At 61.0% G+C, this 22,972-nt stretch carries 20 protein-coding genes; 9 read left to right on the top strand and 11 right to left on the bottom strand.

The genetic code is table 11. The features are described 5' to 3' along the window. The first annotated feature begins 27 nt into the window (after positions 1-27). The 3 genes from B7O88_RS13470 to dnaQ are packed head-to-tail and all read left to right on the top strand — an operon-like array spanning position 28 to position 1,978. Positions 28-801: a class I SAM-dependent methyltransferase gene (locus tag B7O88_RS13470; protein ID WP_088276541.1), complete on the top strand. Its 774-nt coding sequence runs from the start codon at positions 28-30 to the stop codon at positions 799-801. Next, positions 798-1,250 carry a ribonuclease HI gene (rnhA, locus tag B7O88_RS13465; RefSeq protein WP_088276540.1) on the top strand — a complete coding sequence of 151 codons (453 nt, stop codon included), beginning with the start codon at positions 798-800 and terminating at the stop codon, positions 1,248-1,250. The genes B7O88_RS13470 and rnhA overlap by 4 nt, the downstream gene beginning before the upstream one ends. A gap of 2 nt (positions 1,251-1,252) precedes the next feature. After that, positions 1,253-1,978 carry a DNA polymerase III subunit epsilon gene (gene dnaQ / locus B7O88_RS13460; protein ID WP_088276539.1) on the top strand — a complete coding sequence of 242 codons (726 nt, stop codon included), beginning with the start codon at positions 1,253-1,255 and terminating at the stop codon, positions 1,976-1,978. Between the two features lie 59 nt (positions 1,979-2,037). On the opposite strand, the gene nhaB is transcribed toward dnaQ, so the two are convergent. Beyond that, entirely contained in the window at positions 2,038-3,531 is a 1,494-nt protein-coding gene (nhaB, locus tag B7O88_RS13455) for a sodium/proton antiporter NhaB (protein ID WP_088276538.1), read from the bottom strand. 349 nt (positions 3,532-3,880) lie between these two features. On the opposite strand from nhaB, the gene B7O88_RS13450 reads away from it, so the two are divergent. The 4 genes from B7O88_RS13450 to B7O88_RS13435 are packed head-to-tail and all read left to right on the top strand — an operon-like array spanning position 3,881 to position 7,911. Further along, on the top strand, positions 3,881-4,693 hold the full coding sequence (locus tag B7O88_RS13450; protein WP_088276537.1) for a crotonase/enoyl-CoA hydratase family protein: 813 nt from the start codon (positions 3,881-3,883) through the stop codon (positions 4,691-4,693). A gap of 42 nt (positions 4,694-4,735) precedes the next feature. Then, positions 4,736-6,406, top strand: a complete 1,671-nt coding sequence (locus B7O88_RS13445; protein WP_088276536.1) for a ferrous iron transporter B — start codon at positions 4,736-4,738, stop codon at positions 6,404-6,406. Beyond that, positions 6,403-7,242, top strand: a complete 840-nt coding sequence (gene nudC, locus B7O88_RS13440; RefSeq protein ID WP_088276534.1) for an NAD(+) diphosphatase — start codon at positions 6,403-6,405, stop codon at positions 7,240-7,242. The genes B7O88_RS13445 and nudC overlap by 4 nt, the downstream gene beginning before the upstream one ends. Positions 7,243-7,260: 18 nt before the next feature. Further along, positions 7,261-7,911 (top strand): hypothetical protein, encoded by a 651-nt coding sequence (locus tag B7O88_RS13435; protein ID WP_088276533.1) that lies wholly within the window; start codon positions 7,261-7,263, stop codon positions 7,909-7,911. Between the two features lie 60 nt (positions 7,912-7,971). Here B7O88_RS13435 and B7O88_RS13430 read toward each other — a convergent pair whose 3' ends face one another. From B7O88_RS13430 to B7O88_RS13410, 5 genes are all read right to left on the bottom strand, one after another. Continuing rightward, entirely contained in the window at positions 7,972-8,739 is a 768-nt protein-coding gene (locus B7O88_RS13430) for an SDR family oxidoreductase (protein ID WP_088276532.1), read from the bottom strand. A gap of 177 nt (positions 8,740-8,916) precedes the next feature. After that, positions 8,917-9,684, bottom strand: coding sequence for a GntR family transcriptional regulator (locus B7O88_RS13425; protein WP_088276531.1), 768 nt, complete (start codon positions 9,682-9,684; stop codon positions 8,917-8,919). Between the two features lie 12 nt (positions 9,685-9,696). After that, the gene (atzF, locus tag B7O88_RS13420) at positions 9,697-11,499 is read right to left on the bottom strand and encodes an allophanate hydrolase (protein ID WP_088276530.1); all 1,803 of its coding nucleotides are present in this window, start codon (positions 11,497-11,499) and stop codon (positions 9,697-9,699) included. Between the two features lie 223 nt (positions 11,500-11,722). After that, positions 11,723-12,037 carry an SCP2 sterol-binding domain-containing protein gene (locus B7O88_RS13415; protein ID WP_088276529.1) on the bottom strand — a complete coding sequence of 105 codons (315 nt, stop codon included), beginning with the start codon at positions 12,035-12,037 and terminating at the stop codon, positions 11,723-11,725. Between the two features lie 49 nt (positions 12,038-12,086). After that, positions 12,087-12,791 (bottom strand): histidine phosphatase family protein, encoded by a 705-nt coding sequence (locus B7O88_RS13410; protein WP_088276527.1) that lies wholly within the window; start codon positions 12,789-12,791, stop codon positions 12,087-12,089. A 170-nt stretch (positions 12,792-12,961) separates the two neighbouring features. Here B7O88_RS13410 and sohB point away from each other — a divergent pair, with 170 nt between their 5' ends. Further along, positions 12,962-13,987 (top strand): protease SohB, encoded by a 1,026-nt coding sequence (gene sohB, locus B7O88_RS13405; protein ID WP_088276526.1) that lies wholly within the window; start codon positions 12,962-12,964, stop codon positions 13,985-13,987. Positions 13,988-13,995: 8 nt separating this feature from the next. Then, entirely contained in the window at positions 13,996-14,982 is a 987-nt protein-coding gene (locus tag B7O88_RS13400) for a YhdH/YhfP family quinone oxidoreductase (protein ID WP_088276525.1), read from the top strand. Positions 14,983-15,042: 60 nt separating this feature from the next. Here the strand turns inward: B7O88_RS13400 and B7O88_RS13395 are convergent, their stop codons facing one another. The 5 genes from B7O88_RS13395 to metH all read right to left on the bottom strand — a co-directional run bounded on the left by B7O88_RS13395 (position 15,043) and on the right by metH (position 22,874). After that, positions 15,043-15,540, bottom strand: coding sequence for a DUF934 domain-containing protein (locus tag B7O88_RS13395; RefSeq protein WP_088276524.1), 498 nt, complete (start codon positions 15,538-15,540; stop codon positions 15,043-15,045). Next, complete coding sequence (locus tag B7O88_RS13390) at positions 15,524-17,182, bottom strand: nitrite/sulfite reductase (RefSeq protein WP_088276523.1); 1,659 nt, start codon at positions 17,180-17,182, stop codon at positions 15,524-15,526. The genes B7O88_RS13395 and B7O88_RS13390 overlap by 17 nt, the downstream gene beginning before the upstream one ends. Before the next feature lie 333 nt (positions 17,183-17,515). Next, a complete protein-coding gene (locus B7O88_RS13385) occupies positions 17,516-17,746 on the bottom strand; it encodes a DUF2970 domain-containing protein (protein WP_088276522.1) in 231 nt (76 codons plus the stop codon). 57 nt (positions 17,747-17,803) lie between these two features. Next, positions 17,804-19,138 (bottom strand): MATE family efflux transporter, encoded by a 1,335-nt coding sequence (locus B7O88_RS13380; RefSeq protein ID WP_235005794.1) that lies wholly within the window; start codon positions 19,136-19,138, stop codon positions 17,804-17,806. A gap of 4 nt (positions 19,139-19,142) precedes the next feature. Continuing rightward, a complete protein-coding gene (gene metH, locus B7O88_RS13375; RefSeq protein WP_235005795.1) occupies positions 19,143-22,874 on the bottom strand; it encodes a methionine synthase in 3,732 nt (1,243 codons plus the stop codon). Between the last annotated feature and the right edge of the window lie 98 nt (positions 22,875-22,972).

Genomic DNA, 22,972 nt, shown 5'->3' with positions numbered 1-22,972 from the left:
GTCGATGGCAAGTACCGTGGAGAGGTAATGGAGATCAGCGAAGCCAGGCGCTCGATCAGTCAGGCGGACATGTTGCGTCTGCTGCAGGAGGCACGGCAATGGCTGGAGCAGCCGGCCGGACGCATGCTGTTGCAGGCCGAGTGCAGCGCGCAGCGCGAGTTGCTGCCCAATTGCTTTGGGCAGCATCTGGTTCAGTACGGCCTGGCCCCGGGCCTGTTGGCACCGGAGGTCAAGGTGCTGCGTCACTGCTGGCATCTGGATATGCTCAGCCAGGGCGAGAGTATCGCGGTGGATGAGGCCTGCTGGCCGTTTGCGCCGCAGGCCCTGGATGTGGTGGTGCTGCATCACGGGTTGGATTTCAGTCTGTCGCCCCGGGCGTTGCTGCGCGAGGCAAGTCAGGCGGTGCGTGCCGGCGGTCATCTGCTGATCTTTGGCTTCAATCCGATGAGTACCTGGGGCTGGCAGCACTATTTTGGCCGCAGTTGGTTTGGCGAGGCGGGGTTCGTCAGTCCGGCCCGGCTGGTCGATTGGCTGGAGCTGCTCGGCTTTGCGGTGGAGAAACGCATCGATGGGTGCTATCGTCCGCCGCTCGCATCCTCCACCTGGTTACAACGTCTCGATTTCATGGAGTCGCTGGGGCAGCGTCGCTGTCTGCCGGGGGGCGGTTTCTATTGTCTGCTGGCGCGGCGCCAGATGCTTGGAATAACGCCGCAGCGTGAGCGCGGGCGGGTGTTTCCGGCGTTGACGATGCCCCCTCTGGCAGCGGGCAGCCGGCGGGCGCACAAACGGGAAGGTAGATGAGTCAAGCAATCGAGATCTATACCGACGGGGCATGCAAGGGTAATCCCGGCCCCGGCGGCTGGGGCGTGCTGCTGCGGCTGGGGCCGCACGAGAAGCGCCTGTACGGCGGTGAGCCGGAGACCACCAATAACCGCATGGAGCTGACGGCTGCCATTCGCGGACTGGAGGCGCTCAAGCGTCCGGCTTCGGTGGTGTTGACCACCGACTCGCAGTACGTCATGAAAGGGGTCCGCGAGTGGATGCCCAACTGGAAGAAGCGCAACTGGCAGACCGCCAGCAAGCAGCCGGTCAAGAATGTGGATCTCTGGCAGCAGCTCGATGCGCTGGTCAGTCAGCATGAGATTGAGTGGCGTTGGGTGCGCGGTCATACCGGCCACCCGGAAAACGAGCTGGCCGACCAGTTGGCCAACCTCGGTGTTGAACACGTGTTGAAAGAACGGAAGGGCTGAGCATGCGTGAAGTGGTTCTGGATACCGAAACGACGGGTATCGAGCACAAGGAAGGTCACCGGATCATCGAGATCGGCTGTGTCGAGGTCATTGATCGACGCCTGACCGGCCGTCACTACCACGTTTATATCAATCCGCAGCGTGAGATTGACGAAGGCGCGCAGGCCGTTCACGGGATTTCGCTGGAGTTTCTCGCCGACAAGCCGGTGTTTGCCGATATCGCCGATGATTTCATGAACTTTATCAGCGGCGCGCGGCTGGTCATCCATAACGCCGCGTTTGACGTCGGCTTTCTGGACAGCGAGCTGACCCGCCTCAATCGCGGGCATGGCCTGATTGCCGATCACTGCAGCGTACTCGACACCCTGGCCATGGCGCGGGAGAAACACCCCGGTCAGCGCAACAGCCTGGATGCGCTGTGCAAGCGCTACGGGGTAGACAACTCGCAGCGCGAGCTGCACGGCGCCTTGCTCGACGCCGAGATTCTTGCCGACGTCTACCTGACCATGACCGGTGGCCAGACGGCGCTGTCGCTGGCAGCGCACGGTCAGGGTGAGGGTGGGGATGGCAGCTCGGTGAGCGCGATTCGGCGGATAGACCCTGCTCTGCGCGAACAGCTGCGGGTTCTGCGTGCCAGCGCCGAAGAGCTGGAGGCCCATGATCAGCGCCTGGCGGCGGTCGAGAAGTCGGCGGGGTTTGCCCTGTGGCGCGGTGCGCCCGAGCAGTGAGCTGAGTAAGTGCTGACGTAAAAGAATGCCCCGCTGATGTCAGCGGGGCATTCTTGTTTCTACAGCCACCAGGTGACGGCAATCAGGCCGACTCCGCCCAGCACCAGGGTGTAGGGCAGGGCCATGAATACCATGCGGCCATAGGACAGACGCACCAGCGGCGCGATCGCCGAGGTCAGCAGGAACAGGAAGGCGGCCTGGCCGTTCGGGGTGGCAACACTCGGCAAATTGGTGCCGGTGTTGATGGCGATTGCCAGTTGCTCGAATTGTGCGCGGGTGATTTCACCCGCATCCAGACTCTGTTTGACCTCGCTGATGTAGACGGTGGCCACAAACACGTTATCGCTGATCATCGACAGTACACCGTTGGCGATAAAGAACATGCTGGGCTGTTGCTCGGGTGGCAATGCCAGTACCGCGTGGATGATCGGGCTGAACAGGTGCTGCTCGTGGATCACCGCCACGATGGCAAAGAACACGACCAGCAGCGAGGTGAACGGCAGGGCTTCCTGGAAGGATTTGCCGATCTGGTGTTCGTCAATGATGCCGTTGAACGAGGCAATCAGGATGATCACCATCAGACCGATAAAGCCGACTTCAGCCAGGTGCAGTGCCAGGCCAATGACCAGCAGCACGGCAGCGATGGCCTGAATCAGCAGGGCGGCTTTTTGCGGCGCCCGGCGCTTGGCCTGCTCGGCGGCGGCAAAGTCCTCAAGCACCCTGCGAACCGGGCGCGGCAGGCGTGCGCCGTAACCGAACCAGCTGGTTTTCTCCAGCAGCAGGCAGGTCAGCAGGCCGGCGGCCAGCACCGGCATGCTGACCGGGGCCATCAGGGTGAAGAACTGAATAAAGTCCCAGCCGGCAACACCTGCGATCAGCAGGTTCTGAGGCTCGCCGACCAGCGTGCACACACCGCCCAGGGCAGTGCCGACCGCGCCGTGCATCAGCAGACTGCGCAGAAAGGCACGGAACTCTTCCAGGTGCTCGCGGTGCAGCGGGTTTTCGTCGGGGTCAACGCTGGCGCCTTCGCTCGGGCCGGCTGAGGCCACCTTGTGATACACACCGTAAAAGCCGACAGCGACGGTGATGATCACTGCGGTTACCGTGAGTGCGTCAAGGAAGGCCGAAAGCACTGCGGCGACCAGACTGAACAGCAGCGCAAGGGTCGATTTGGAGCGCACCCCAAGGATCAGCTTGGTGAAGGTCAGCAGCAGCAGGTCCTTCATGAAGTAGATGCCGGCGACCATGAACATCAGCAGCAGAATCACCGGGAAATTTCCGAGCACCTCCTTGTAGAGGGCTTCCGGTGAGGTCATGCCGATGGCCAGGGCTTCCAGTGCGAGCAGGCCGCCGGGCAGCAGCGGGTAGCATTTAAGCGCCATGGCCAGGGTGAAGATGAACTCGATGATCAGCAGCCAGCCGGTTATGTAAGGGCCCAGCAGCCACATTGCGAGGGGGTTGAGCAGCAGGAAGGCAATGATGGTGCGCTTGTACCAGCCGGGCGCCTGGCCCAGAAAGTTGTGCGCCAGCGCCGGCAACATGGCTTCAGACATGGTGAAGGTCCTGTTTCTATTGGGGGAAAGTGTGTCGAACAGCCCCCTTGCCTGCCGTTCCGGCAAGGGGGCTGTTCGACATGCTCTCGCTGACCCGAGGCAAGCATAAACTACTGCTTCCTTCATGGCTGCCCCGACGCAGGTCTTTGTTTGCCCTACTTTGGAAGCTGCCTGGTAGTCCAAGCGCGTCGCATTTTCAGTATCTTAGGCGAGCTTGCTGAGTAATTGGTTATGGAGTTTGAGTGTCAGCTTGATATAGTCATGCCAATGCAAATAGTCCAAGGTGGTATTTGATTCGAATCGGATTCGTGTCAGGTGCCGGTTGTTACCTACAAGAAAAAGGCCGTATATGTCGCAATACGAGACGCTGCTGGTTGAGCAAGTTGGCAAGGTCGCCCACATCCAGATCAACCGCCCGGAGAAGATCAATGCCATGAACCGCGCGTTCTGGCTGGAGATCATCGACGTTTTCAAGTGGGTTGATGAAACCCCCGAGGTTCGTTGTGCTGTGATATCCGGAGCGGGCAAACACTTCTCTGCGGGGATCGACCTGCAGATGCTTGCCGAAGCCTCAAGTGGCATGGACAAGGACATCGGTCGCAAGGCAGAGGCCATTCGTCGCAACGTGCTGCAGTTGCAAGAGTCCTTCAACGTGATCGATAGCTGCCGCAAGCCGGTCATCGCCGCTATTCACGGCTACTGCATCGGTGGGGCGATTGACCTGATCTCCGCCTGCGATATGCGTTACAGCACCGAGGACGCCAGTTTCTCGATCAAGGAAATCGATATGGGGATGGCCGCAGACGTCGGCACCCTTCAGCGTTTGCCGCGTCTTATCAGCGATGGCATGATGCGGGAGCTGGCCTATACCGGTCGCTTCGTCGATGGGCATGAGGCGGCGCGTATCGGCCTGGTCAATCGTACCTGGAGCGATCACGTCCAGCTGATGGCGGGTGTCATGGAGCTGGCCCAGGAAATTGCTTCCAAGTCGCCGCTCGCTATTCGTGGCACCAAGGAAATGATCCGCTTTGCCCGTGACCACAGTGTGGAAGACGGCCTGAACTACATCGCGACCTGGAACGCCGCAATGCTGCAGTCCGATGACCTCAAGGTTGCGGTCATGGCGCATATGAGCAAGCAGACGCCCGAGTTTGCAGACTGATCGACAACCGCGCTACGCAGGGATGGTGGGAGACTGAATGCCATGTTGACCGGTACCACTTCACTGGATCTTGTCAGGGACGAACTCTTCGCCAGCATGGGTGAAGTGGAAAACCTGTTGCAGCAGTTCCTCGAGGATCGTCAGGACGGCAGCCTGCTGCAGCAGTCCATCGAAGGGCTTCAGCAGTTGCGCGGTACCCTGGCCTTGATAGAGCTCAAGGGCGCTGCATTGCTGCTGGACGAGATGATCAGTCTGGCGATGGATATTCCCGTTCACGACGGGGAAGAGCGCAATGAGCCGCTGTCGTCGTTGTGCGATGCACTGTTTTTGCTGGAGCGCTATCTGGATCAGGCACGCCAGCAGGGGCGTGAACGCCCCGAGTTGCTGCTGCCGATGATCAATCAGATGCGTCAGCACCGGCCGGGTGTCCCCGCGTTGCCTGACAGTCATTTTTATCCGCTGCCGGTGGCCGGCTTGCCAGCCGGGTTCCGCAAGGGTGCAACCGGGCCCGTTGAACCCAAGGTCGCCGGCCGACTGCGCCAGATGTATCAACTGGGTCTGCTGGGGTTGCTGCGCGATGACGGGCTGGCGGCGTCTGTACCGCTGATGCAGCGCGCGCTGGCACGCTTTGAGGGCAGCCTTGCCTCACGCATGGCGACCCTGTGCTGGGTTGCCGGGGCGGCCCTGGAAGCCATTGAGCAAACGCCGCTGAATCTGACCCCCGCGCGCAAGCGCCTGTTCGCGCTGCTGGATCGCGAAATTCGGGGAGCCCTGCTCAATGCCGCCGAGCACCGACTCAATGAAGGGCTGTTGCGCGAGCTGTTGTTTCTCGTTGCACTGGCCGATGCCGGTTGTGATCGTTGCGCCGAAGTGAGCACGGCCTATCAGTTGCCGGATCCCGGCTTTACCGAATACGAGTTGAACGACGCCTTTGCCAAGCTGCATGGTCCCGGCATTGATGTCATGCGCTCTGTGGCCGAAGCGTTGCGGGAAGAGGTTAACGCCCTGAAGGATCTGCTGGATCTGTTGGCGCGCAATGCCGGGGATGCCGAACAGTCACTGGAAAGCCTGTCGTCTGGACTGGAGCGACTGTGGAAAACGCTGTCGATGCTTGACCTCAAGGCCGAGTCCGAGGCGATTCACGCCATTTCCGGTCGTCTTGCCGGTTGGCAGCCTGGTGACGTTGCTGTGCTGGAACAGGTCGCCGATGCGGTGTTGCGCGCTGAAACAGCAGTCAATCGACTCGACTCTTCGGCTTTTGCAGGCGATACGGCTGCCGGTGCCGAGGGTGAGTTTGCCGAACCGCTGGAGCTGAAAGAGGCCCGCATCGTTCTGATCGAGGAATCACAAGCCGGCCTGGCACTGGCGAAACGGTCCATCACGGCGTACATGGAATCCGGTAACGACGCCATGCATTTGCTCAACGTGCCGCCCTCGCTGGAGACGGTTCGCGGCGGTCTGCTGTTCCTGGGCATGGGGCGTGCCGCCAGAATTATCAGCATGGCAGCGAACTTCATCCGTGAAACCATGCTTGAGCGCAAGCAGGTACCGACGGATGCCCAATTGGAGGTGCTGGCCGATGCCTTGACCAGTATCGAGTTCTATCTGGAGTCAGCTGAGCGTGCAACGGTAGCCTCAGGCGATGTGCTGGCGCTGGCCGAGGACAGCATGGCTGAACTGGGATACGCTGTATCGGGGAATACGTCCGAATGAGATCCTTTCGTGTGTTTCAACCCGCCTCGCGCCTGGATGCTGCTGCGCAGCAGCAGGGCGTGGTCGTGGTGTTTTATCAGAATCAATTTGCCATGTACGACGGCAGCTTGCTGCATGACCCGGATCAGGCGTTGTACTTTGGCGATGTGAGCCACCGTTTGCCTCTTGGTCTGGTCGACGGTCGGGCCTGCGAGCTGATTCACCTGAGCGACAGCCTGGACATGCCGGGCCTGAGTTGGCACGGACTGCGCACGCTGGTCGGGCAGGTCGACGATCAGCTGTTTCGTCTGTTGGGCGTCGCCCAGCAACTGAATGCCTGGTATCAGAGTCACCGTTTCTGCGGCTGCTGCGGCGAGCCCATGCAGCCGCGTGAAGAGGAGCGGGCGATGGAGTGCGTGCGCTGTGAACGGCGCGAGTATCCCAAGCTGGCACCTTGCATCATTGTGCTGATCACCCGTGGCAGTGAGATTCTGCTGGCCCGTTCTCCGCATTTTCCTCCCGGATTTTTCAGTACGCTGGCCGGTTTTATCGAGCCGGGCGAGTCGGTAGAGCAATGCCTGCACCGCGAGGTGAAGGAAGAGGTCAATCTTGAGGTCAGCAACCTTGAGTACCTGGGCAGCCAGAGCTGGCCGTTCCCCAATTCGCTGATGCTGGGTTTCCACGCCGAATATGCCGGTGGCGACATCATCCCTCAGGAGGGCGAGATTGAAGCGGCCTACTGGTGGTCAATAGATGAGTTGCCGAAGATACCGCCGCGCGGCACCATCTCGCGCTGGCTTATTGATTGCTATCTTGCGCGGCAGGCGGGTGTTGAAGCCCCGCCAGTGCCAAGCTGATTCGGGCGAGGAGCCACGATGCAATTTCCGGGATTGGCCCTGATTGCGGCAATCATTGCCGCCGTTCTGGTGCTGCTGACGTTGAGTCAGGGTTGGCGCCTGCGCTGGCTGGCGGGTTGGCTGCGCGGCAATTTGCTGCTGGCAGCGCTGGCACTGGCCGCGGTTCTCGGGCTGGCGGCCTGGGACCTCCAGTCTTTCCGTGTCATTGACGGCAAGGGCACCGCAGGGACCTTGAGTTTTACCCAGGTTGCGCCCCAGCAATACGATGCAGTGATTACGACCTCGGCGGGCGAGCAGCGCGTGCGTCTGGCCGGTGATCTGTGGGAGCTGGAAGTTCAGGTTTTGCGTTGGCAGGGGCTGGCTTCGCTGATTGGTCTGGAAGATGGATATCGACTGCACCGCCTGCTGGGTCGTTATCTTGCCCTTGAGCAGCAGCGCGGGGCCAGTTCTGCGCTGGCGGCGAATCTGAACTCGACGCCGGCCTGGCGTGACCTTTGGCTGTGGCTGGACCGTGCGGGCGGCGCGTCGCTGGTGCATGCGGACGCCTTCGAGGTGCGTTTTGTTCCGTTGGTAGATGGCGCCCGCTTTTCGCTGGAAATCGGGCCGACCGGTTTGACCCCCGAGCCGCTCAATACACAGGCCAAAGCCGCGCTCAAGCGCTTTCAGTAATACCGTTGCGGAAACAAAAAAGGCTGCCCCAGGGCAGCCTTTCTGCTTTATGCCGCAGGTTTATGCGAGCATGCCGCCGTCGACGTTGATCGCAGCGCCAGTGGTGTAGCTTGAGGCGTCGCTGACCAGATACAGGACGGTGCCTGCCATTTCGGTCGGATCCGCTGCACGGGCCAGCGGGATGCGCTGCAGTGCCGGCTTGAGGATAGCGTCGTTGGTAGTCAGGGCGGAGGCGAACTTGGTGTCGGTCAGGCCCGGCAGCAGGGCGTTGCAGCGAATGCCGAACTGAGCGCACTCCTTGGCGAATACCTTGGTCATGTTGATGACTGCTGCCTTGGTGATCGAGTAGATACCCTGCAGCTGACCGGGAACCACACCATTGACGGAGGCTACGTTGAGGATGTTGCCGCCGCCGTTTTCGCGCATCAGTTTGCCCGCTTCAACCGACATGAAGAAGTAGCCGCGGATGTTGACGTCTACGGTCTTCTGGAAGGCGCCCAGATCGGTGTCCAGTACGTTGCCGAAGTAAGGGTTGGCGGCGGCGTTGTTAACCAGGATATCCAGCTTGCCGAACTGCTCGCGAATGGCGGCAACGGTGGCAACGATCTGATCCATGTCGCCGATGTGGCAGGCGAGTGCGGAGGCTTTGCCGCCGGCGGCGACGATGGCGTCAGCAACGGCCTGGCAGTCATCGATCTTGCGGCTGGAGATGATCACGTGCGCACCCTGCTGGGCCAGTAGCTTGGCAATCGCCTCGCCGATACCGCGGCTGGCGCCGGTTACCAGGGCAACTTTGCCGTCGAGGTCGAACAGTTGGGTCTTTTCCATGATGAATCCTTGTTGTCGTGCTGCCCCGGCTCACGAGGCTGTCAGTGGGTGTCGGGCAGTTGCTGATAGCAAGGCTGTCTGCGACACGGCTTGGTCGCCTAATTTAAAGCAGTGGCAGGGTGCGAACAAGAAAACCGGGAATGCATCAGGTCCGGTGTTGGCCGGCCATTGTCTTGATCAATGAGTGTCTGAAGGGCAGACAGCATTCGGCGTAGAAGGCACGCTGTCTGCTGCCTGCAGGGCGCGCTGGCGAGCCTGTTGCAGCTTGTGCAGGGTGACTTTGCGTACCTCTGCCTTGCTTGCCTCTATGTGCGCGGTCAGCAGGTGCTGGGCCTGTTGCAGTTCGCCGGCGCGAATGTGCCGCAGGATTTGCCCATGTTCTTCCCAGGTCTTGTCGAGCCGTTCGGCACGCTCGAAATCCAGTTTTCGGACAACGCGTATGCGCTCGCAGATCTCGGCGTGCAGACGCGTCATCTCGCCGTTGCCGGCGGCTTCCACCAGTTGGCAGTGAAAGTGCTCATCCATGACGAACACCTGCTGGCCGTCACCAGTGCGCAGCGCGGGCGCTACGCACCAGGTGTCATGCAGGGTTTTCAGTATGTGCTCTGCTGCGGTGCCGGGCTGGCCGGTGCAAAGACGCCTGAGCGCTTCCATCTCCAGCACGATGCGCAGGTCATAGAGCTCCTCGAAGCGGGTAAAGTCGAAGCTTCTGACCTGCCAGCCACTGCGAAAACGCACCTCCAGATAGCCTTCGCGCTCAAGCTGGTAGAGTGCCTGGCGCACCGGTGTGCGGCTGGCGTTCATGCGTGCGGCGATTTCACCCTCGGAAAAGCGGTCACCGGGCAGCAGCCGGAAGGACAGGATGTCCTCCTTGAGCCGCGCGTGGATGCGCTCGGCGAGGTTCTCCCGCCGAGCTGCTGTGTTGGATGGCTGGCTCAGTTGCACGGTGTGACCTGCTCAGGCTGCACTGAGGCTGGCAATGAATGCACGCCAGCCGCCGAAGGCGGTAATGTCGCGGGCGTCGGCGAGTGCGGCCGGTTCACAAATAAAGCCCTTCACCCAGCGACCATCTGCCAGCTGCAGGTTGCCAATGCCCAGCGGCGGCGGAATCTCGGCGACGAATTCCCCGAAGCGGGCCAGCGGGATATCCCACAGCTCGACAATAATCTGTGCGCCATCCTGCGCAACCCGCGCCAGACCAGGCTTGGGCGGAACGGTGCCGGGCAGGGCATACAGCCGGTAATCCGGACAGGTCAGGGTTTGTTCGACCAGCACGGCGTCGCGACTGGTCAGCTGGAAGTTCAGCGGCATGCCGGTCAGGTGCGCGCCGACCACCGCTACGCGCACGCTACCCGGCACTTGAATAGTCTGTTGCGCACCCGGACAGGGCTTGCCGGTTGCGCCCAGTGGCAGTGCCTGGGCTTGCTGCCAGCGTTTGCCCAGCTCGGCCAGGGCGTGATCGTGCCAGGCCGGTGCAATCAGGGTGACGCCGGCGGGCAGGCCGTCTTCGCGCATGCCTGCGGGCAAGGCCAGTGCGCACAAGTCGGCCAGGTTGGTGAAGTTGGTATAGGTGCCGAATTGGCTATTGTAGAGCACCGGTTCCTCCGCCATCTCGCTGATACGGCGAATGGTCGGCGAGGTTGGCACCAGCAGGGCATCAAAGTCGGCCAGGATCAGGCTGATCTGGCGTGACAACTCGGCACGGATGTACTCGGCCTGATAGGCCTCGCAGGCGCTGTATTTGTGGCCGCCTTCGACGATGCTGCGCACGACCGGATCCATTTTGTCCGGTTCCATGCCGCCAACGGCGACGGTGCGTTCAGCCACCCACGAGCCCTGATACAGCTGAGCCGCCAGGTCTGCAAAGGGGCTGAAGTCAATCTCGACCAGCTCTGCGCCGAACGCGCGCCACTTCTCGAGCGCTGTCTCATAGGCTGCCTGCATTTGCGTGTCGTCGAAGAACTCGGGATTGGCCGGTATGGCCAGTTTCGGCCTGACCGGCAAGCCGACCGGCGCGCTACAGGGGTTGGCGCGGCTGTAAGCGTCGTTGGGATCGAAGCCGCCGGCGATGGTGGCGACTGCCTGGGCGTCGGCAACAGTCAGGGCGAATACCGAGATGCAATCGAGGGTTCGGCAGGCCGGTACCAGTCCGGTATTGGAGAGCCAGCCGCGGGTCGGTTTGAGGCCGACAATATTGTTGAAGCCGGCCGGCACGCGGCCGGACCCGGCGGTGTCGGTGCCGAGCGCAAAGGGTACCAGGCCACGGGCGACCACACTGGCGGAGCCGGAGCTGGAGCCGCCGCTGACGTAATCGGCGTTGAAACTGTTGCTGACGGCGCCATATGGCGAACGGGTGCCGACCAGACCGGTGGCGAATTGGTCCAGATTGGTCTTGCCAATCAGAATGGCACCTGCCGCGCGCAGGCGGGCAACGACGGTGGCATCGGCACTAGCCTGATGAGCGAAGGCCGGGCAGGCGGCAGTGGTGTCCCAGCCAGCTGCGTCGATGTTGTCCTTTACCGCGAAGGGGACGCCGTACAGTGGCAGCGATGCGACCTTGCCGTCTGCCTGTTGCAGGCGTTCATCCAGAGCGGCTAACTGCTCGTTGAGCTGGGCCTCGCTGGCAAGGCTGATCCAGGCGTTATCGTCAGTGTTCAGCTCGTTGCGCAGGGCGCCGAGCACTGCTGCAGGCGAGCGACCTTCCTGTTGATATGCCTGTTGCCAGTCGGAGAGGGTAAAGCCGAGGGTCTGTTGTGTCATGTCTGAATACCATCTTGGATACAAGTTGGTATTTACAGAGCAATCGTCGTGCCTGTTTGTTATTTATCAATAAAAACAGAGGCTTATGTTGTTTTATTGAGTTGTTGGTCAGGCGGCAGGCGAGGAAGTGGGGATTGCTGGTGCAGGTCTGCAGTACGAAGTGCAATTGTGGTGCAGGGACCGGCAGGTGCCAATGAGCGGCGGCCTGCCGGTCTGCCTGGGATCAGGCCGGGAACAGTTCGCCCAGCTTGAGTGCCAGCATCATGTCGCCTTCGGCGCGCAGTTTGCCGCCCATGAAGGCCTGCATGCCGTCGGTTTCACCGGTCATCACGCCGACCAGGGTTTCCTTGTCCATGATCAGGGTCACGTTCGGATCGGCGGCTTCGCCCTGAGCTACAGCGCAGCTGCCGTCCTTGACGGTCACGTTGAAGTTCTCGTCGTCGGTGATGTTGAACTGGAATACCAGATCCAGACCGGCTGCAGCGGCTGAGTTGAACTTGGATTCCATTTGGCTGGTGATTTCTGCAACGGTAGTCATTGGTGGTTCCTTTGCTAGGTAATGCAGGGCGCGGGATGCGCACTGCGACTCATCTGAAGCTGATCCACTCGGGTTGGCGGTGAATCTCAAGATGTGCCTGGCTATTGAAGTAGGCCAGACTCAGCTTGTCTGCACGGTACTGCAGGCGGCTTACAGAGGTATTCACGATTTGCCAGTTCAGCTCAAAGGCGCTGGTGGCCGGCATTTGCGTGATCAGTTGCAGGGCGGCGGTAATGGTGCCGCCCGATGCGAATACGGCAATGTTCTGGCCGCTGCCGCGGTTGTCATCGATAACCCGGCGCAGGCCGCTGGCAACCTGGTCGACATAGCTCTGCCAGGACGGACAGCCGGGGCGCTCGCAGGTGTCGGTTATCCAGAGTGTCACGGCGTGACTGAAAACGCGCTGAAATTCCTTGCGGAACTGTCCTGCGTTCTTCAGGTAATGCTCGGCGTCGGGGATGGCTTCAAGCACCTGCGGCAGGTAGCTTTCAAGCACCTGGTCAGAGTGGTATTCGTTAAAGCTGGCGTCGCTCTGGACCGCGAGGGAGGACTGATTCATCGCGTCGAGCGCGTGGCGGGCGGTATCGATCTGGCGTTGCAGGGTGCCGGCGTAGCAGGCATCGAACTGCAGGCCAAGCGCGCCGAAATGTTCGCCGCACAGCTGTGCCTGGCGGATGCCGAGGGGGGACAGGACGTCGTAGTTGGCTGCGCCAAGTGATGCCTGTCCGTGCCTGATCAGATAGATACTGCCCACAATCTGCCGCCTTGTAATGTTATGTAGACGGAGGTTAGGGGCAAGCTCGCGAAGCTGTCAACCAAAAATCATACGGGCGTTTGAATTTTCCCCGGACGGCCTGCGCCCATGCCCTGATGATCCTGTATGCTTGCTGTGCTTAGCGGGTTGTGCAGAGACGGGAGAACACTGTGGAATGGTTTGATCAATATGTCTATTTTCTTGCCAAGGCCCTGACGGTGCTGGTGGTGGTGGCGCTGATTCTGGCGATGATTGCTGCCGGCAAGGCGCGCAGCAAGCGCGTCGAGGGCACACTGAGTGTGACTCGCCTGAACGACCGTCTGCAGCGCATGCACGAGCAGCTTGGGCTGATGGTGCTCAGCAAGGGCGCTCGCAAGGCCCGGCAGAAGCAGCTTAAGCAGGAGGCGAAGGCCCGCGACAAGGATGCAGCCCAGGATGAGCGCGGGCGCGTTTATGTGCTCAACTTTCATGGCGACATCAAGGCCAGTGCGCTGGAAAATCTGCGCCATGAAGTGACGGCGGTGCTGGAGCTGGCGCGTCCGCAGGATGAGGTCGTTGTTCGCCTGGAAAGTGGTGGCGGCATGGTGCATGCGTACGGGCTTGCGTCATCGCAGCTGGTGCGTGTGCGCGAGGCGGGTATCCCGCTGACCATCTCCGTCGACAAGGTGGCAGCCAGTGGCGGCTATATGATGGCCTGTATCGCTGATCGGATTCTGGCGGCACCCTTCGCCATGCTGGGCTCGATCGGCGTTGTCGCGCAGTTGCCCAACTTCAATCGATTGCTGAAAAAGCACGATATTGATTTTGAAATGCTGACTGCGGGGGAGTACAAGCGCACACTGACGGTATTTGGCGAGAACAGTGACAAGGCGCGGGAAAAGTTTCAGGATGACCTGGAAAACATTCACCGCCTGTTCAAGCAGTTTGTTGCGCGCTATCGCCCAAGCCTGGACATTGAGACGGTCGCCACAGGTGAGGTCTGGTTCGGCAGCGAGGCCTTGCTGCGCGGGCTGGCCGACGAGATCAAGACCAGTGACCAGTACCTGTGTGAGCGGGTCAGGCAGGCTGATGTATTTGAGGTGCAGTTTGAGCAGCGCAAGCGCCTGCAGGACCGGTTGTCCGGCGGGCTGGCCCAGGCGGCGGACCGACTGTTGCTGACCTGGGTGTCGCGCTTCAACAATCAACGTTTCTGGTAGGAGTGGATATGTCTGAATTCAAGGCGCTGGTGGTGTCGGAGCAGGACGGCCGGTATGTCACCGAGATCAAGCAACAGCATGTGGATGAGCTGCCTGCAGGGGATGTGCTCATTCGTGTGCGCTACTCCTCCCTGAACTACAAGGACGCACTCTCGGCCACCGGTAACAAGGGTGTGACGCGGAACTTCCCCCATACCCCGGGTATTGATGCGGCCGGTGTGGTGGAGGCCAGCTCGGTGCCTGAATTGGCAGTCGGTGATGAGGTGATCGTCACCGGCTACGACCTCGGCATGAATACCTCTGGCGGCTTTGGTCAATACATCCGCGTGCCGGCCGGCTGGGTGATCAAGCGTCCGGAAGGGCTGTCGCTGCGTGACAGCATGGTGCTGGGTACTGCCGGCCTGACGGCGGCGCTGTGTATCGACAAGCTGGAGCAGGCGGGCCTTACGCCGGGGCAGGGCCCGGTGCTGGTAACCGGCGCCACCGGTGGTGTAGGCAGTATTGCGGTGGCCATGCTGGCATCTCTGGGTTACGAGGTGGCAGCCTCGACCGGCAAGGCCGATCAGGTGGATATGCTCAAGGGCCTGGGTGCCAGCCAGATCGTTGATCGCGCTGCGCTGGCGGCGGGTGTCGAGAAAATGTTGCTCAAGGAACAGTGGGCTGGCGCGGTGGATACCGTCGGTGGCGACATTCTGTTCAATGTGGTCAAGTCGCTGCGCTATGGTGCCAGTGTTGCGACCTGCGGAATGACTGCTGGCGGCGGATTTGCAGCCAGTGTGTTCCCGTTCATTTTGCGCAATGTGAACCTGCTGGGCGTCGACTCGGTAGAGCTGCCGCTGGTGGTCAAGGCGTCGATGTGGGATCGGCTGTCACTGCAATGGAAGACCGATTTGCACAATCTTGAGCGCGAGGTGACGCTGGAGCAGTTGCCCGCCGAGATCGAGCGCATTCTGGCCGGCAAGATGATCGGTCGGGTAGTCGTTAATCTGGGTTGATCGGCAGCCCTGCAGCAGGCACAAAAAAACCGGGGCAGTGCCCCGGTTTTTTTGTGCGCCTCAGGCGCGGCGGCGGAACAGCGGTAAGGGCTGGTCCGTCGCAGCCTGGTAGCAGTTGGAAAAGTCTTTCAGGCTTTCCAGTGCTTCCTCGGCATTACGGTCGGCACGCAGGGCAAAGGCGTCAAAGCCGCAGCGCTGCATGAAGAACAGCTGGTCGCGCAGTACGTCGCCGATGGCGCGTACCTCGCCCTGGTACTGGTAACGATCACGCAGCAGGCGGGCGTTGGAGTAATTACGGCCGTCGCTGAAGACCGGGAAGTTCAGCGCGATGACCTGGAAGTGATCCAGATCGCCGGCGATGCTTTCCACTTCTTCGTCGCTGTCCAGCCAGACACCCAGGCCACCGTCGCGGGCTTTCAGGGCGTGAGCGTGCTCCAGCCAAAGCGCCAGCGGCACGATGATGCTGTCGCTATTGGGCAGGCCGTCCAGGGTGGCGTCCTTGTCCAGAACGTGCCAGCTGTCGTTAACGACTGCACCGTTCTTAATTAGTCGCTGCATACACGCGCTCCTTGAAAGGTGCCATGCCGATACGCTTGAAGGTATCGAGGAACTGTTCTTCGGGGGTGCGGTTCTCGATGTACACATCGATTACCTTGGTCATGACGCTGGGCATGTCTTCGGCCGAGAAGGACGGGCCGAGGATCTGACCGATGCTGGCATCACGGCCGCTGTTGCCGCCGAGGGAGACCTGATAGAACTCCTGACCTTTCTTGTCGACACCCAGTACGCCGATGTGGCCGACGTGGTGGTGGCCGCAGGCGTTCATGCAGCCGGAGATGTTCAGGTCCAGATCGCCGATGTCGTGCAGGTAATCCAGGTCATCAAAGGTACGCTGGATGGCTTCGGCGATCGGAATCGACTTGGCGTTGGCCAGAGCACAGAAATCGCCGCCGGGGCAGCAGATGATATCGGTCAACAGGCCGATATTCGGGGTCGCGAAGCCGTGCTTGCGGCAGGCTTGCCAGAGGTCATACAGGTCGCTCTGGCGTACGTCGGCCAGCACCAGGTTCTGCTGGTGGGTAACGCGCAGTTCGCCGAAGCTGAACTGGTCGGCCAGGTCGGCAATGGCTTCAAGCTGTTTGTCGTCGGCATCGCCCGGGGCAACTGCGGTCGGTTTCAGCGACAGGGTGACGGCGGCGTAGCCCGGCACCTTGTGCGCCTGAACGTTGCGCATGGCCCAGTTGTTGAAGCCTTTTTCAGCTTCACGCTTGGCCAGGTAGCCGGCGTCATCGCCGCTGAACTGCTCATAGGCAGGCGCAGAGAAGTGGCCGGCAACACGATCCAGCTCCTGCTGGGTCAGGGTGGCCGGGCCGTCCTTGGTGTGCGCCCATTCGGCGTTGACCTTCTCGGCGAAGACCTCGGGAGTCAGCGCCTTGACCAGAATCTTGATGCGCGCCTTGTACTTGTTGTCACGACGGCCATAGCGGTTGTACACACGCAGAATGGCGTCGAGATAGGTCAGCAGGTGCTGCCATGGCAGGAACTCGCAAATCTGTGAGCCCACCATCGGGGTACGGCCGAGGCCGCCGCCAACCAGTACACGGAAGCCGATTTCGCCAGCGGCGTTGCGCACGACGTTCAGACCAATGTCGTGTACGCCGATGGCGGCACGATCCGCCTCGGCGCCGTTGACTGCGATCTTGAACTTGCGCGGCAGGAAGGCAAATTCGGGATGGAAAGTGGACCACTGACGAATGATCTCGCACCACGGACGCGGATCGACCAGTTCATCAGCGGCAACACCGGCGAACTGATCGGTGGTGGTGTTGCGGATGCAGTTGCCGCTGGTTTGAATGGCATGCATCTGCACTTCAGCCAGGTGCGCCAGAATGTCCGGCACATCCTCCAGGGCCGGCCAGTTGAACTGGACGTTCTGGCGGGTGCTGAAGTGAACATAGCCCTTGTCGTAGGTACGGGCGATGAAGGCCAGCTTGCGTACCTGCCGGGCGGAAATCAGCCCGTAGGGAATCGCAACGCGCAGCATTGGGGCGTAGCGCTGGACGTACAGGCCGTTCTGCAGTCGCAGCGGCAGGAACTCACTTTCGCTCAGCTCGCCTGCGAGAAAGCGGCGGGTCTGATCGCGGAACTGCTTTACGCGGTCCTCGACGATCTGCTGATCATATTCGTCGTAGATATACATACAGAAACCTGTTCATCGGGCACTGACGGCCCTTCGCTAGTCATGGCCCATCAGGCTTGGGCGGGCAGACAATAGCAGTTTTTGAATATGCACAAAAGGAATGTTTATCTATATCTTTAGATTGAAAATGCACATAGAAAACCGCCTTGTACGGCCCGGTACCATGGTCTTTACTGGGTGTTGACCATAACAATAATCAGGGGGCCAGGCCATGGCTGACCAGCAGTCACAGAACAACCAGTCTTCACTCGATGCGGTGGCATCGGTTGCGCTGATCGTTATCGTGGTAGTGGCGGCGGTATTCTGGCTAAGCGGCCAGTAGGTGCGCCGGATTCAGACACCGGCGAGGTAGAGCACGAGCTTTACCACGCCCAGAACTACCATCACAAACAGCAGGGTAAAGGCCACGCCAAGGGCGATGAAATGGCTGGGTTTGCCCTTGGAGAAGTCGCGCTCCCTGGCGCGATTGCTCTGCACGCCCAGGGCCGCGGCAAGCACGCTCTGCAATGTGTCACGCAGGCGCATCGGTTCTTCGTTTTGTGGCTTGTCCCGTGAGTCGCTCATGCTGCCTCCACGTTATCCGTTCTCAGCAGCTTAGTCGCTCCTGCGCCTTGGCGCAGGTCAGATATCGATTGCGGCCCAGTGCCGTCTGCGCCACATGAAGGCAAATATCAGCGAGTTGATGCAGCGATAGACTGATTGCAGCAGCCAGACCGCCAGCAGCCCGCCCCCCAGCACCGGGCCAATCAGATAGGCGCAGGGCAGAAACAGCAGCCACTGACTGCCCATGTTGACGCCCATCACGGTGCGGCTTGCGCCGGCTCCGAGCAACGCCTGGGTCAGTACCAGGGCGGTTGCATCCAGACTCATGCCCAGGCCCGTGATGCGCAGCGGCCATTCGCCGAGGGCGATCAGGTCTGCATCCGGGGTGAACAGGCCGAGAATCAGATGTGGCGCCAGCCAGAATGGCATGCCAAGCAGAAACAGGGTGCATGCTGCTACCCGCACCACGTCCCAGCCCCAGCGATAGGCTTCCTCTGCATCATTCTGGCCGAGACTATGGCTTACCAGCGTGGTTGCGGCCATGCCCAGGCCGACGCCGGGAAGGATGAGGAACAATGCCAGGTTGATCAGCACGTGGGCGATCGCCAGTTCGTCAGTGCCTATCTGGGCAATGATCCAGAACAGCGTAGTGATACCGGTGGCGAAAAAGAATTGCTGCAGTGAGTTCGGCACCGCCAGCCGGAGCATGGCGCGGATGTCCCGCCAGCGGGGGCGGGCGCGCAGAAAGCCGTGTTTGCGGCCGCTGTAGAGAGTGGTGGCAAAGTAGAGCGCGCAGCCGATCAGCATAGCGATCGCCGTACCGGCGCCGGAGCCTTCGGCGCCCATCTGCGGCAGACCGAAGTGGCCGAAGATCAGGCCGTAGCTTATGCCAATGTTGGCCAGATGCATGATCACCAGGATCTGCAGATAGCGGCCGGCGTTGTGGATACCGTTCCAGTAGCCGCGGAACGCAAAGTTGGCGCCAACGGCTGCAATCGCCAGCACGCGCCACTGAAAATAATGGGTGCCGACCTCTACGACCGCCGGGTCGTCGGCCAGAAAACGGATGATGGCGTCAGCCTGGGTCCAGCCAATCAGCGTCAGGGGAATGGCCAGCAGCAGGGCGATCAGCAGGCCTTCATTCAATGGTCCGGCGATCTCGCCGGTTGCGCCGGCGCCCTTGCGGCGGGCGACCATGGCCTGTACCCCGGCACCCAGGCCCATGACCAGTGCAACAGCCATGAAGTTGGCGTAGCTCCCCAGGCCGACGCCGGCCAGTGCCTCGCTGCCCAGGCTGCCGACCATGGCGGCATCAATCAGGTTGAGCAGGCTCTGGCTGAGCATGCCACCCATGATCGGCAGACCAAGGGTGGTGATGCGTGTCAGCCGCTCGCGCGCCGGCAGCAGGGCCATCGGTTCAGCGGTCGTAGTTCAGGTTCGGGGCGAGCCAGCGCTCGACACCGTCCAGCTCCTGCTGTTTGCGCTGACTGTAGCGCTCGACCTGATCGCGACCGATTTTGCCAACCGCAAAGTACTGGCTCTGCGGGTGCGAGAAGTACCAGCCGCTGACCGATGCCGCCGGATACATGGCAAAGTGCTCGGTCAGGCTGACGCCGCATTGCTGTTGGGGGTCAAGCAGGCTGAACAGGGTGGCCTTTTCGGTGTGGTCCGGGCAGGCAGGGTAGCCCGGTGCCGGACGAATGCCGCGGTATTTTTCGCGGATCAGGTCATCGTTTGCCAACTTCTCGTCGTCGGCGTAGCCCCAGTAGGTCTTGCGCACCTGTTCGTGCAGCCATTCGGCGCAGGCTTCCGCCAGGCGGTCTGCCAGTGCCTTGACCATGATCGCGTTGTAGTCGTCGCCTTTGGCTTCGTATTCCCTGGCCATTTCCTCGGCGCCGATGCCGGCAGTGGTAATAAAACCGCCTACATAGTCGGTCTTGCCGCTGTTTTCAGGGGCAACAAAGTCGGCCAGCGACAGGCTGGGCTTGCCGTCCGGCTTGATGTTCTGCTGGCGCAGGTGATGCAGACGGGCCAGTGGCTCACCGTTCTCATTGCGCAGCTGGATGTCGTCGCCATCGACCTGGTTGGCTGGCCAGAAGCCGAACAGGGCGCGGGCCGTCAGGCGCTTCTCTCGGATGATTTTTTCCAGCAGCGCCTGAGCATCGTTGAACAGCGAGGTGGCGGCTTCGCCAACCACGTCGTCCTGCAGGATGCGCGGGTATTTTCCGGCCAGGTCCCAGGCGATGAAGAACGGTGTCCAGTCGATGTACTCAGCCAGCGTGCGCAGGTCGATGTTGTCCAGCAGCTGGACACCTTGTACGCGGGGGGCTGGCGGGGTGTAGTCGTTCCAGTCGAGCTGCAAGCGGTTGTCGAGCGCCTGCTGGTAACTCAGGTATTCGGTGCGGGCCGAGCGGTTGGCGGTGCGCTCACGCACCACCGCGTAGTCTTCGCGAACCTGCTGGACATAGCCGCCCTTCAGCTCTTTGGACAGCAGTGATGTTGCGACACCGACCGCGCGCGAGGCGTCGGTCACGTAGACCACGGCGTCGTTCTGGTAGTGCGGCTCGATCTTGACTGCGGTATGGGCCTTTGAGGTGGTGGCGCCACCGATCATCAGCGGCAGGTGGAAGTCGCGACGCTGCATTTCGCGGGCAACGTGGACCATCTCGTCCAGCGACGGCGTGATCAGTCCGGACAGGCCGATGATGTCGCACTTTTCGTCGATGGCGGTCTGCAGGATCTTTTCCGCCGGGACCATCACGCCCAGATCAACCACGTCATAGCCGTTGCAGCCGAGCACCACGCCAACGATATTCTTGCCGATGTCATGTACGTCGCCCTTGACCGTAGCCATGAGGATCTTGCCCTTGGCCTCGGGGGTGTCGCCTTTTTCTTCCTCGATGAACGGAATCAGATGCGCAACGGCCTGTTTCATGACGCGGGCCGATTTGACCACCTGCGGCAGGAACATCTTGCCGGAACCGAACAGGTCGCCGACTACGTTCATGCCGGCCATCAAGGGGCCTTCAATAACCTCGATCGGGCGCGCGCAGGCCTGCCTGGCCAGCTCGGTATCCTCGACGATCCAGGTCGTGATGCCTTTGACCAGCGAGTGCTCAAGGCGTTTTTCAACCGGCCAGCTGCGCCACTCCTCATTTTCGGCTTCCTTGACGCTGCCGTCGCCCTTGAACTGATCGGCAATCGCCAGCAGCGCTTCGGTTGCTTCCGCAGTCCGGTTGAGCACCACGTCTTCCACCCGGTCACGCAGCAGCGGCGGAATCTCGTCGTAGATTTCCAGCTGGCCGGCGTTGACGATACCCATGCTCAGGCCGTTGCGGATGGCGTAATAGAGGAACACAGAGTGAATGGCTTCGCGTACCGGGTTGTTGCCACGGAACGAGAATGAGACGTTGGATACGCCCCCTGAACTCAATGCGTAGGGCAGGTTGTCACGGATATAGGCACAGGCGTTGATGAAATCGACGGCATAGTTGTTGTGCTCTTCGATGCCGGTGGCCACGGCGAAGATGTTCGGGTCGAAGATGATGTCTTCCGGCGGGAAGCCGACTTCGTTGACCAGAATGTCGTAGCTGCGCTGACATATTTCGGTTTTGCGTGCTTCTGTGTCAGCCTGACCCTTTTCGTCGAAGGCCATCACCACGACCGCAGCGCCGTAGCGCTTGCACAGGCGAGCGTGCTGCTTGAATTGTTCTACCCCTTCCTTCATGGAAATGGAGTTGACGATGCCCTTGCCCTGGATGCACTTGAGGCCCGCTTCGATGACTTCCCATTTTGAGGAGTCGATCATGATCGGCACACGGGAGATGTCCGGCTCGGAGGCGATCAGATTCAGGAACCGGACCATCGCCGCCTTGGAGTCGAGCATGCCCTCGTCCATGTTGATGTCGATGATCTGGGCGCCGGCTTCGACCTGCTGCTGGGCCACTTCCAGCGCTTCGGCGTAGTTCTCTTCGCGGATCAGGCGGGCGAACTTGGCGCTGCCGGTAATGTTGGTACGTTCGCCGACGTTAACGAACAGTGAGTTGCGATCGATGGTGAACGGCTCAAGGCCGGACAGGCGGCAGGCACGAGGGATGTCGGGAATGACGCGCGGTGAATACTTCGCAACCGCTTCGGCAATCGCCTGGATATGGCCCGGAGTAGTGCCGCAGCAGCCGCCGATAATGTTCAGGAAGCCTGCAGCGGCAAATTCCTCGACCACGACGGCCATCTGCGCCGGAGTTTCGTCGTATTCACCAAACTCGTTCGGCAGGCCGGCATTGGGGTGCGCGGATACGTGGGTGCCGGCCTTGTTCGACAGCTCTTCCAGATAGGGGCGCAGTTCTTTGGCGCCAAGGGCGCAGTTCAGACCAACGGAGATCGGGTTGGCGTGGCGCACCGAGTTCCAGAAGGCTTCGGTGGTCTGGCCGGACAGGGTGCGACCGGAGGCGTCGGTGATGGTGCCGGAAATCATGATCGGCAGTTCGACACTGTCTTCTTCGAACACCTGCTGAACCGCAAAGATCGCAGCCTTGGCGTTCAGGGTGTCGAAGATCGTCTCGATCAGGATCAGGTCGGCGCCGCCCTCGATCAGGCCGCGGGTGGCCTCGGTGTAGTTCTCGACCAGCTCGTCAAAGGTGACGTTGCGATAACCGGGGTCGTTGACGTCCGGTGAAATGGAGCAGGTGCGGCTGGTCGGGCCGAGTACGCCGGCGACAAAGCGCGGGCGATCCGGCGTTTCTGCTGTCTTGGCATCGCAAACCTGGCGGGCAACCCGTGCGCCGGCGACGTTCAGTTCGTACGCCAGTTCCTGCATGCCGTAATCAGCCTGGGAGATGCGCGTGGCGTTGAAGGTATTGGTTTCGATGATGTCGGCGCCTGCGTCCAGATACGCCTTTTCGATCTCGGCGATGACCTCTGGTTTGCTCAGCAGCAGCAGATCATTGTTGCCCTTGACGTCGCTTGGCCAGTCCGCAAAACGCGCGCCCCGGTAGTCCTGTTCCTCCAGCTTGTAGCTCTGGATCATTGTCCCCATGCCGCCATCAAGGATCAGAATGCGCTGCTGCAGTGCTGTACGCAGGGCGGTCAGGCGGGTGCTACGGTCAGACATGGGTACTCCGAAATGGCGCGCTGAAAAGCCGCAAAGCATACCACGGAGCGCGGGCAGGCTGAATCTCTGTGCGCTGACGGTAATAACCAAGCAAAAAGGTAGGGCTTTATTCGTGCAGCCGCATCCCTTACACTTGC

It is taken from the genome of Halopseudomonas aestusnigri (assembly GCF_002197985.1).
Classification (GTDB): Bacteria; Pseudomonadota; Gammaproteobacteria; order Pseudomonadales; family Pseudomonadaceae; genus Halopseudomonas; species Halopseudomonas aestusnigri.
This window is presented reverse-complemented; position numbering and strand designations above follow the sequence as displayed.

Bases quoted from the DNA above. Each gene is read 5' to 3' on its own strand.
- B7O88_RS13470 (WP_088276541.1), top strand. From the start codon at position 28: ATGGAGATCAGCGAAGCCAGGCGCTCGATCAGTCAGGCGGACATGTTG.
- rnhA (WP_088276540.1), top strand. From the start codon at position 798: ATGAGTCAAGCAATCGAGATCTATACCGACGGGGCATGCAAGGGTAAT.
- dnaQ (WP_088276539.1), top strand. From the start codon at position 1,253: ATGCGTGAAGTGGTTCTGGATACCGAAACGACGGGTATCGAGCACAAG.
- nhaB (WP_088276538.1), bottom strand. From the start codon at position 3,531: ATGTCTGAAGCCATGTTGCCGGCGCTGGCGCACAACTTTCTGGGCCAG.
- B7O88_RS13450 (WP_088276537.1), top strand. From the start codon at position 3,881: ATGTCGCAATACGAGACGCTGCTGGTTGAGCAAGTTGGCAAGGTCGCC.
- B7O88_RS13445 (WP_088276536.1), top strand. From the start codon at position 4,736: ATGTTGACCGGTACCACTTCACTGGATCTTGTCAGGGACGAACTCTTC.
- nudC (WP_088276534.1), top strand. From the start codon at position 6,403: ATGAGATCCTTTCGTGTGTTTCAACCCGCCTCGCGCCTGGATGCTGCT.
- B7O88_RS13435 (WP_088276533.1), top strand. From the start codon at position 7,261: ATGCAATTTCCGGGATTGGCCCTGATTGCGGCAATCATTGCCGCCGTT.
- B7O88_RS13430 (WP_088276532.1), bottom strand. From the start codon at position 8,739: ATGGAAAAGACCCAACTGTTCGACCTCGACGGCAAAGTTGCCCTGGTA.
- atzF (WP_088276530.1), bottom strand. From the start codon at position 11,499: ATGACACAACAGACCCTCGGCTTTACCCTCTCCGACTGGCAACAGGCA.
- B7O88_RS13415 (WP_088276529.1), bottom strand. From the start codon at position 12,037: ATGACTACCGTTGCAGAAATCACCAGCCAAATGGAATCCAAGTTCAAC.
- B7O88_RS13400 (WP_088276525.1), top strand. From the start codon at position 13,996: ATGTCTGAATTCAAGGCGCTGGTGGTGTCGGAGCAGGACGGCCGGTAT.
- B7O88_RS13395 (WP_088276524.1), bottom strand. From the start codon at position 15,540: ATGCAGCGACTAATTAAGAACGGTGCAGTCGTTAACGACAGCTGGCAC.
- B7O88_RS13390 (WP_088276523.1), bottom strand. From the start codon at position 17,182: ATGTATATCTACGACGAATATGATCAGCAGATCGTCGAGGACCGCGTA.
- B7O88_RS13385 (WP_088276522.1), bottom strand. From the start codon at position 17,746: ATGAGCGACTCACGGGACAAGCCACAAAACGAAGAACCGATGCGCCTG.
- B7O88_RS13380 (WP_235005794.1), bottom strand. From the start codon at position 19,138: ATGGCCCTGCTGCCGGCGCGCGAGCGGCTGACACGCATCACCACCCTT.
- metH (WP_235005795.1), bottom strand. From the start codon at position 22,874: ATGCTTTGCGGCTTTTCAGCGCGCCATTTCGGAGTACCCATGTCTGAC.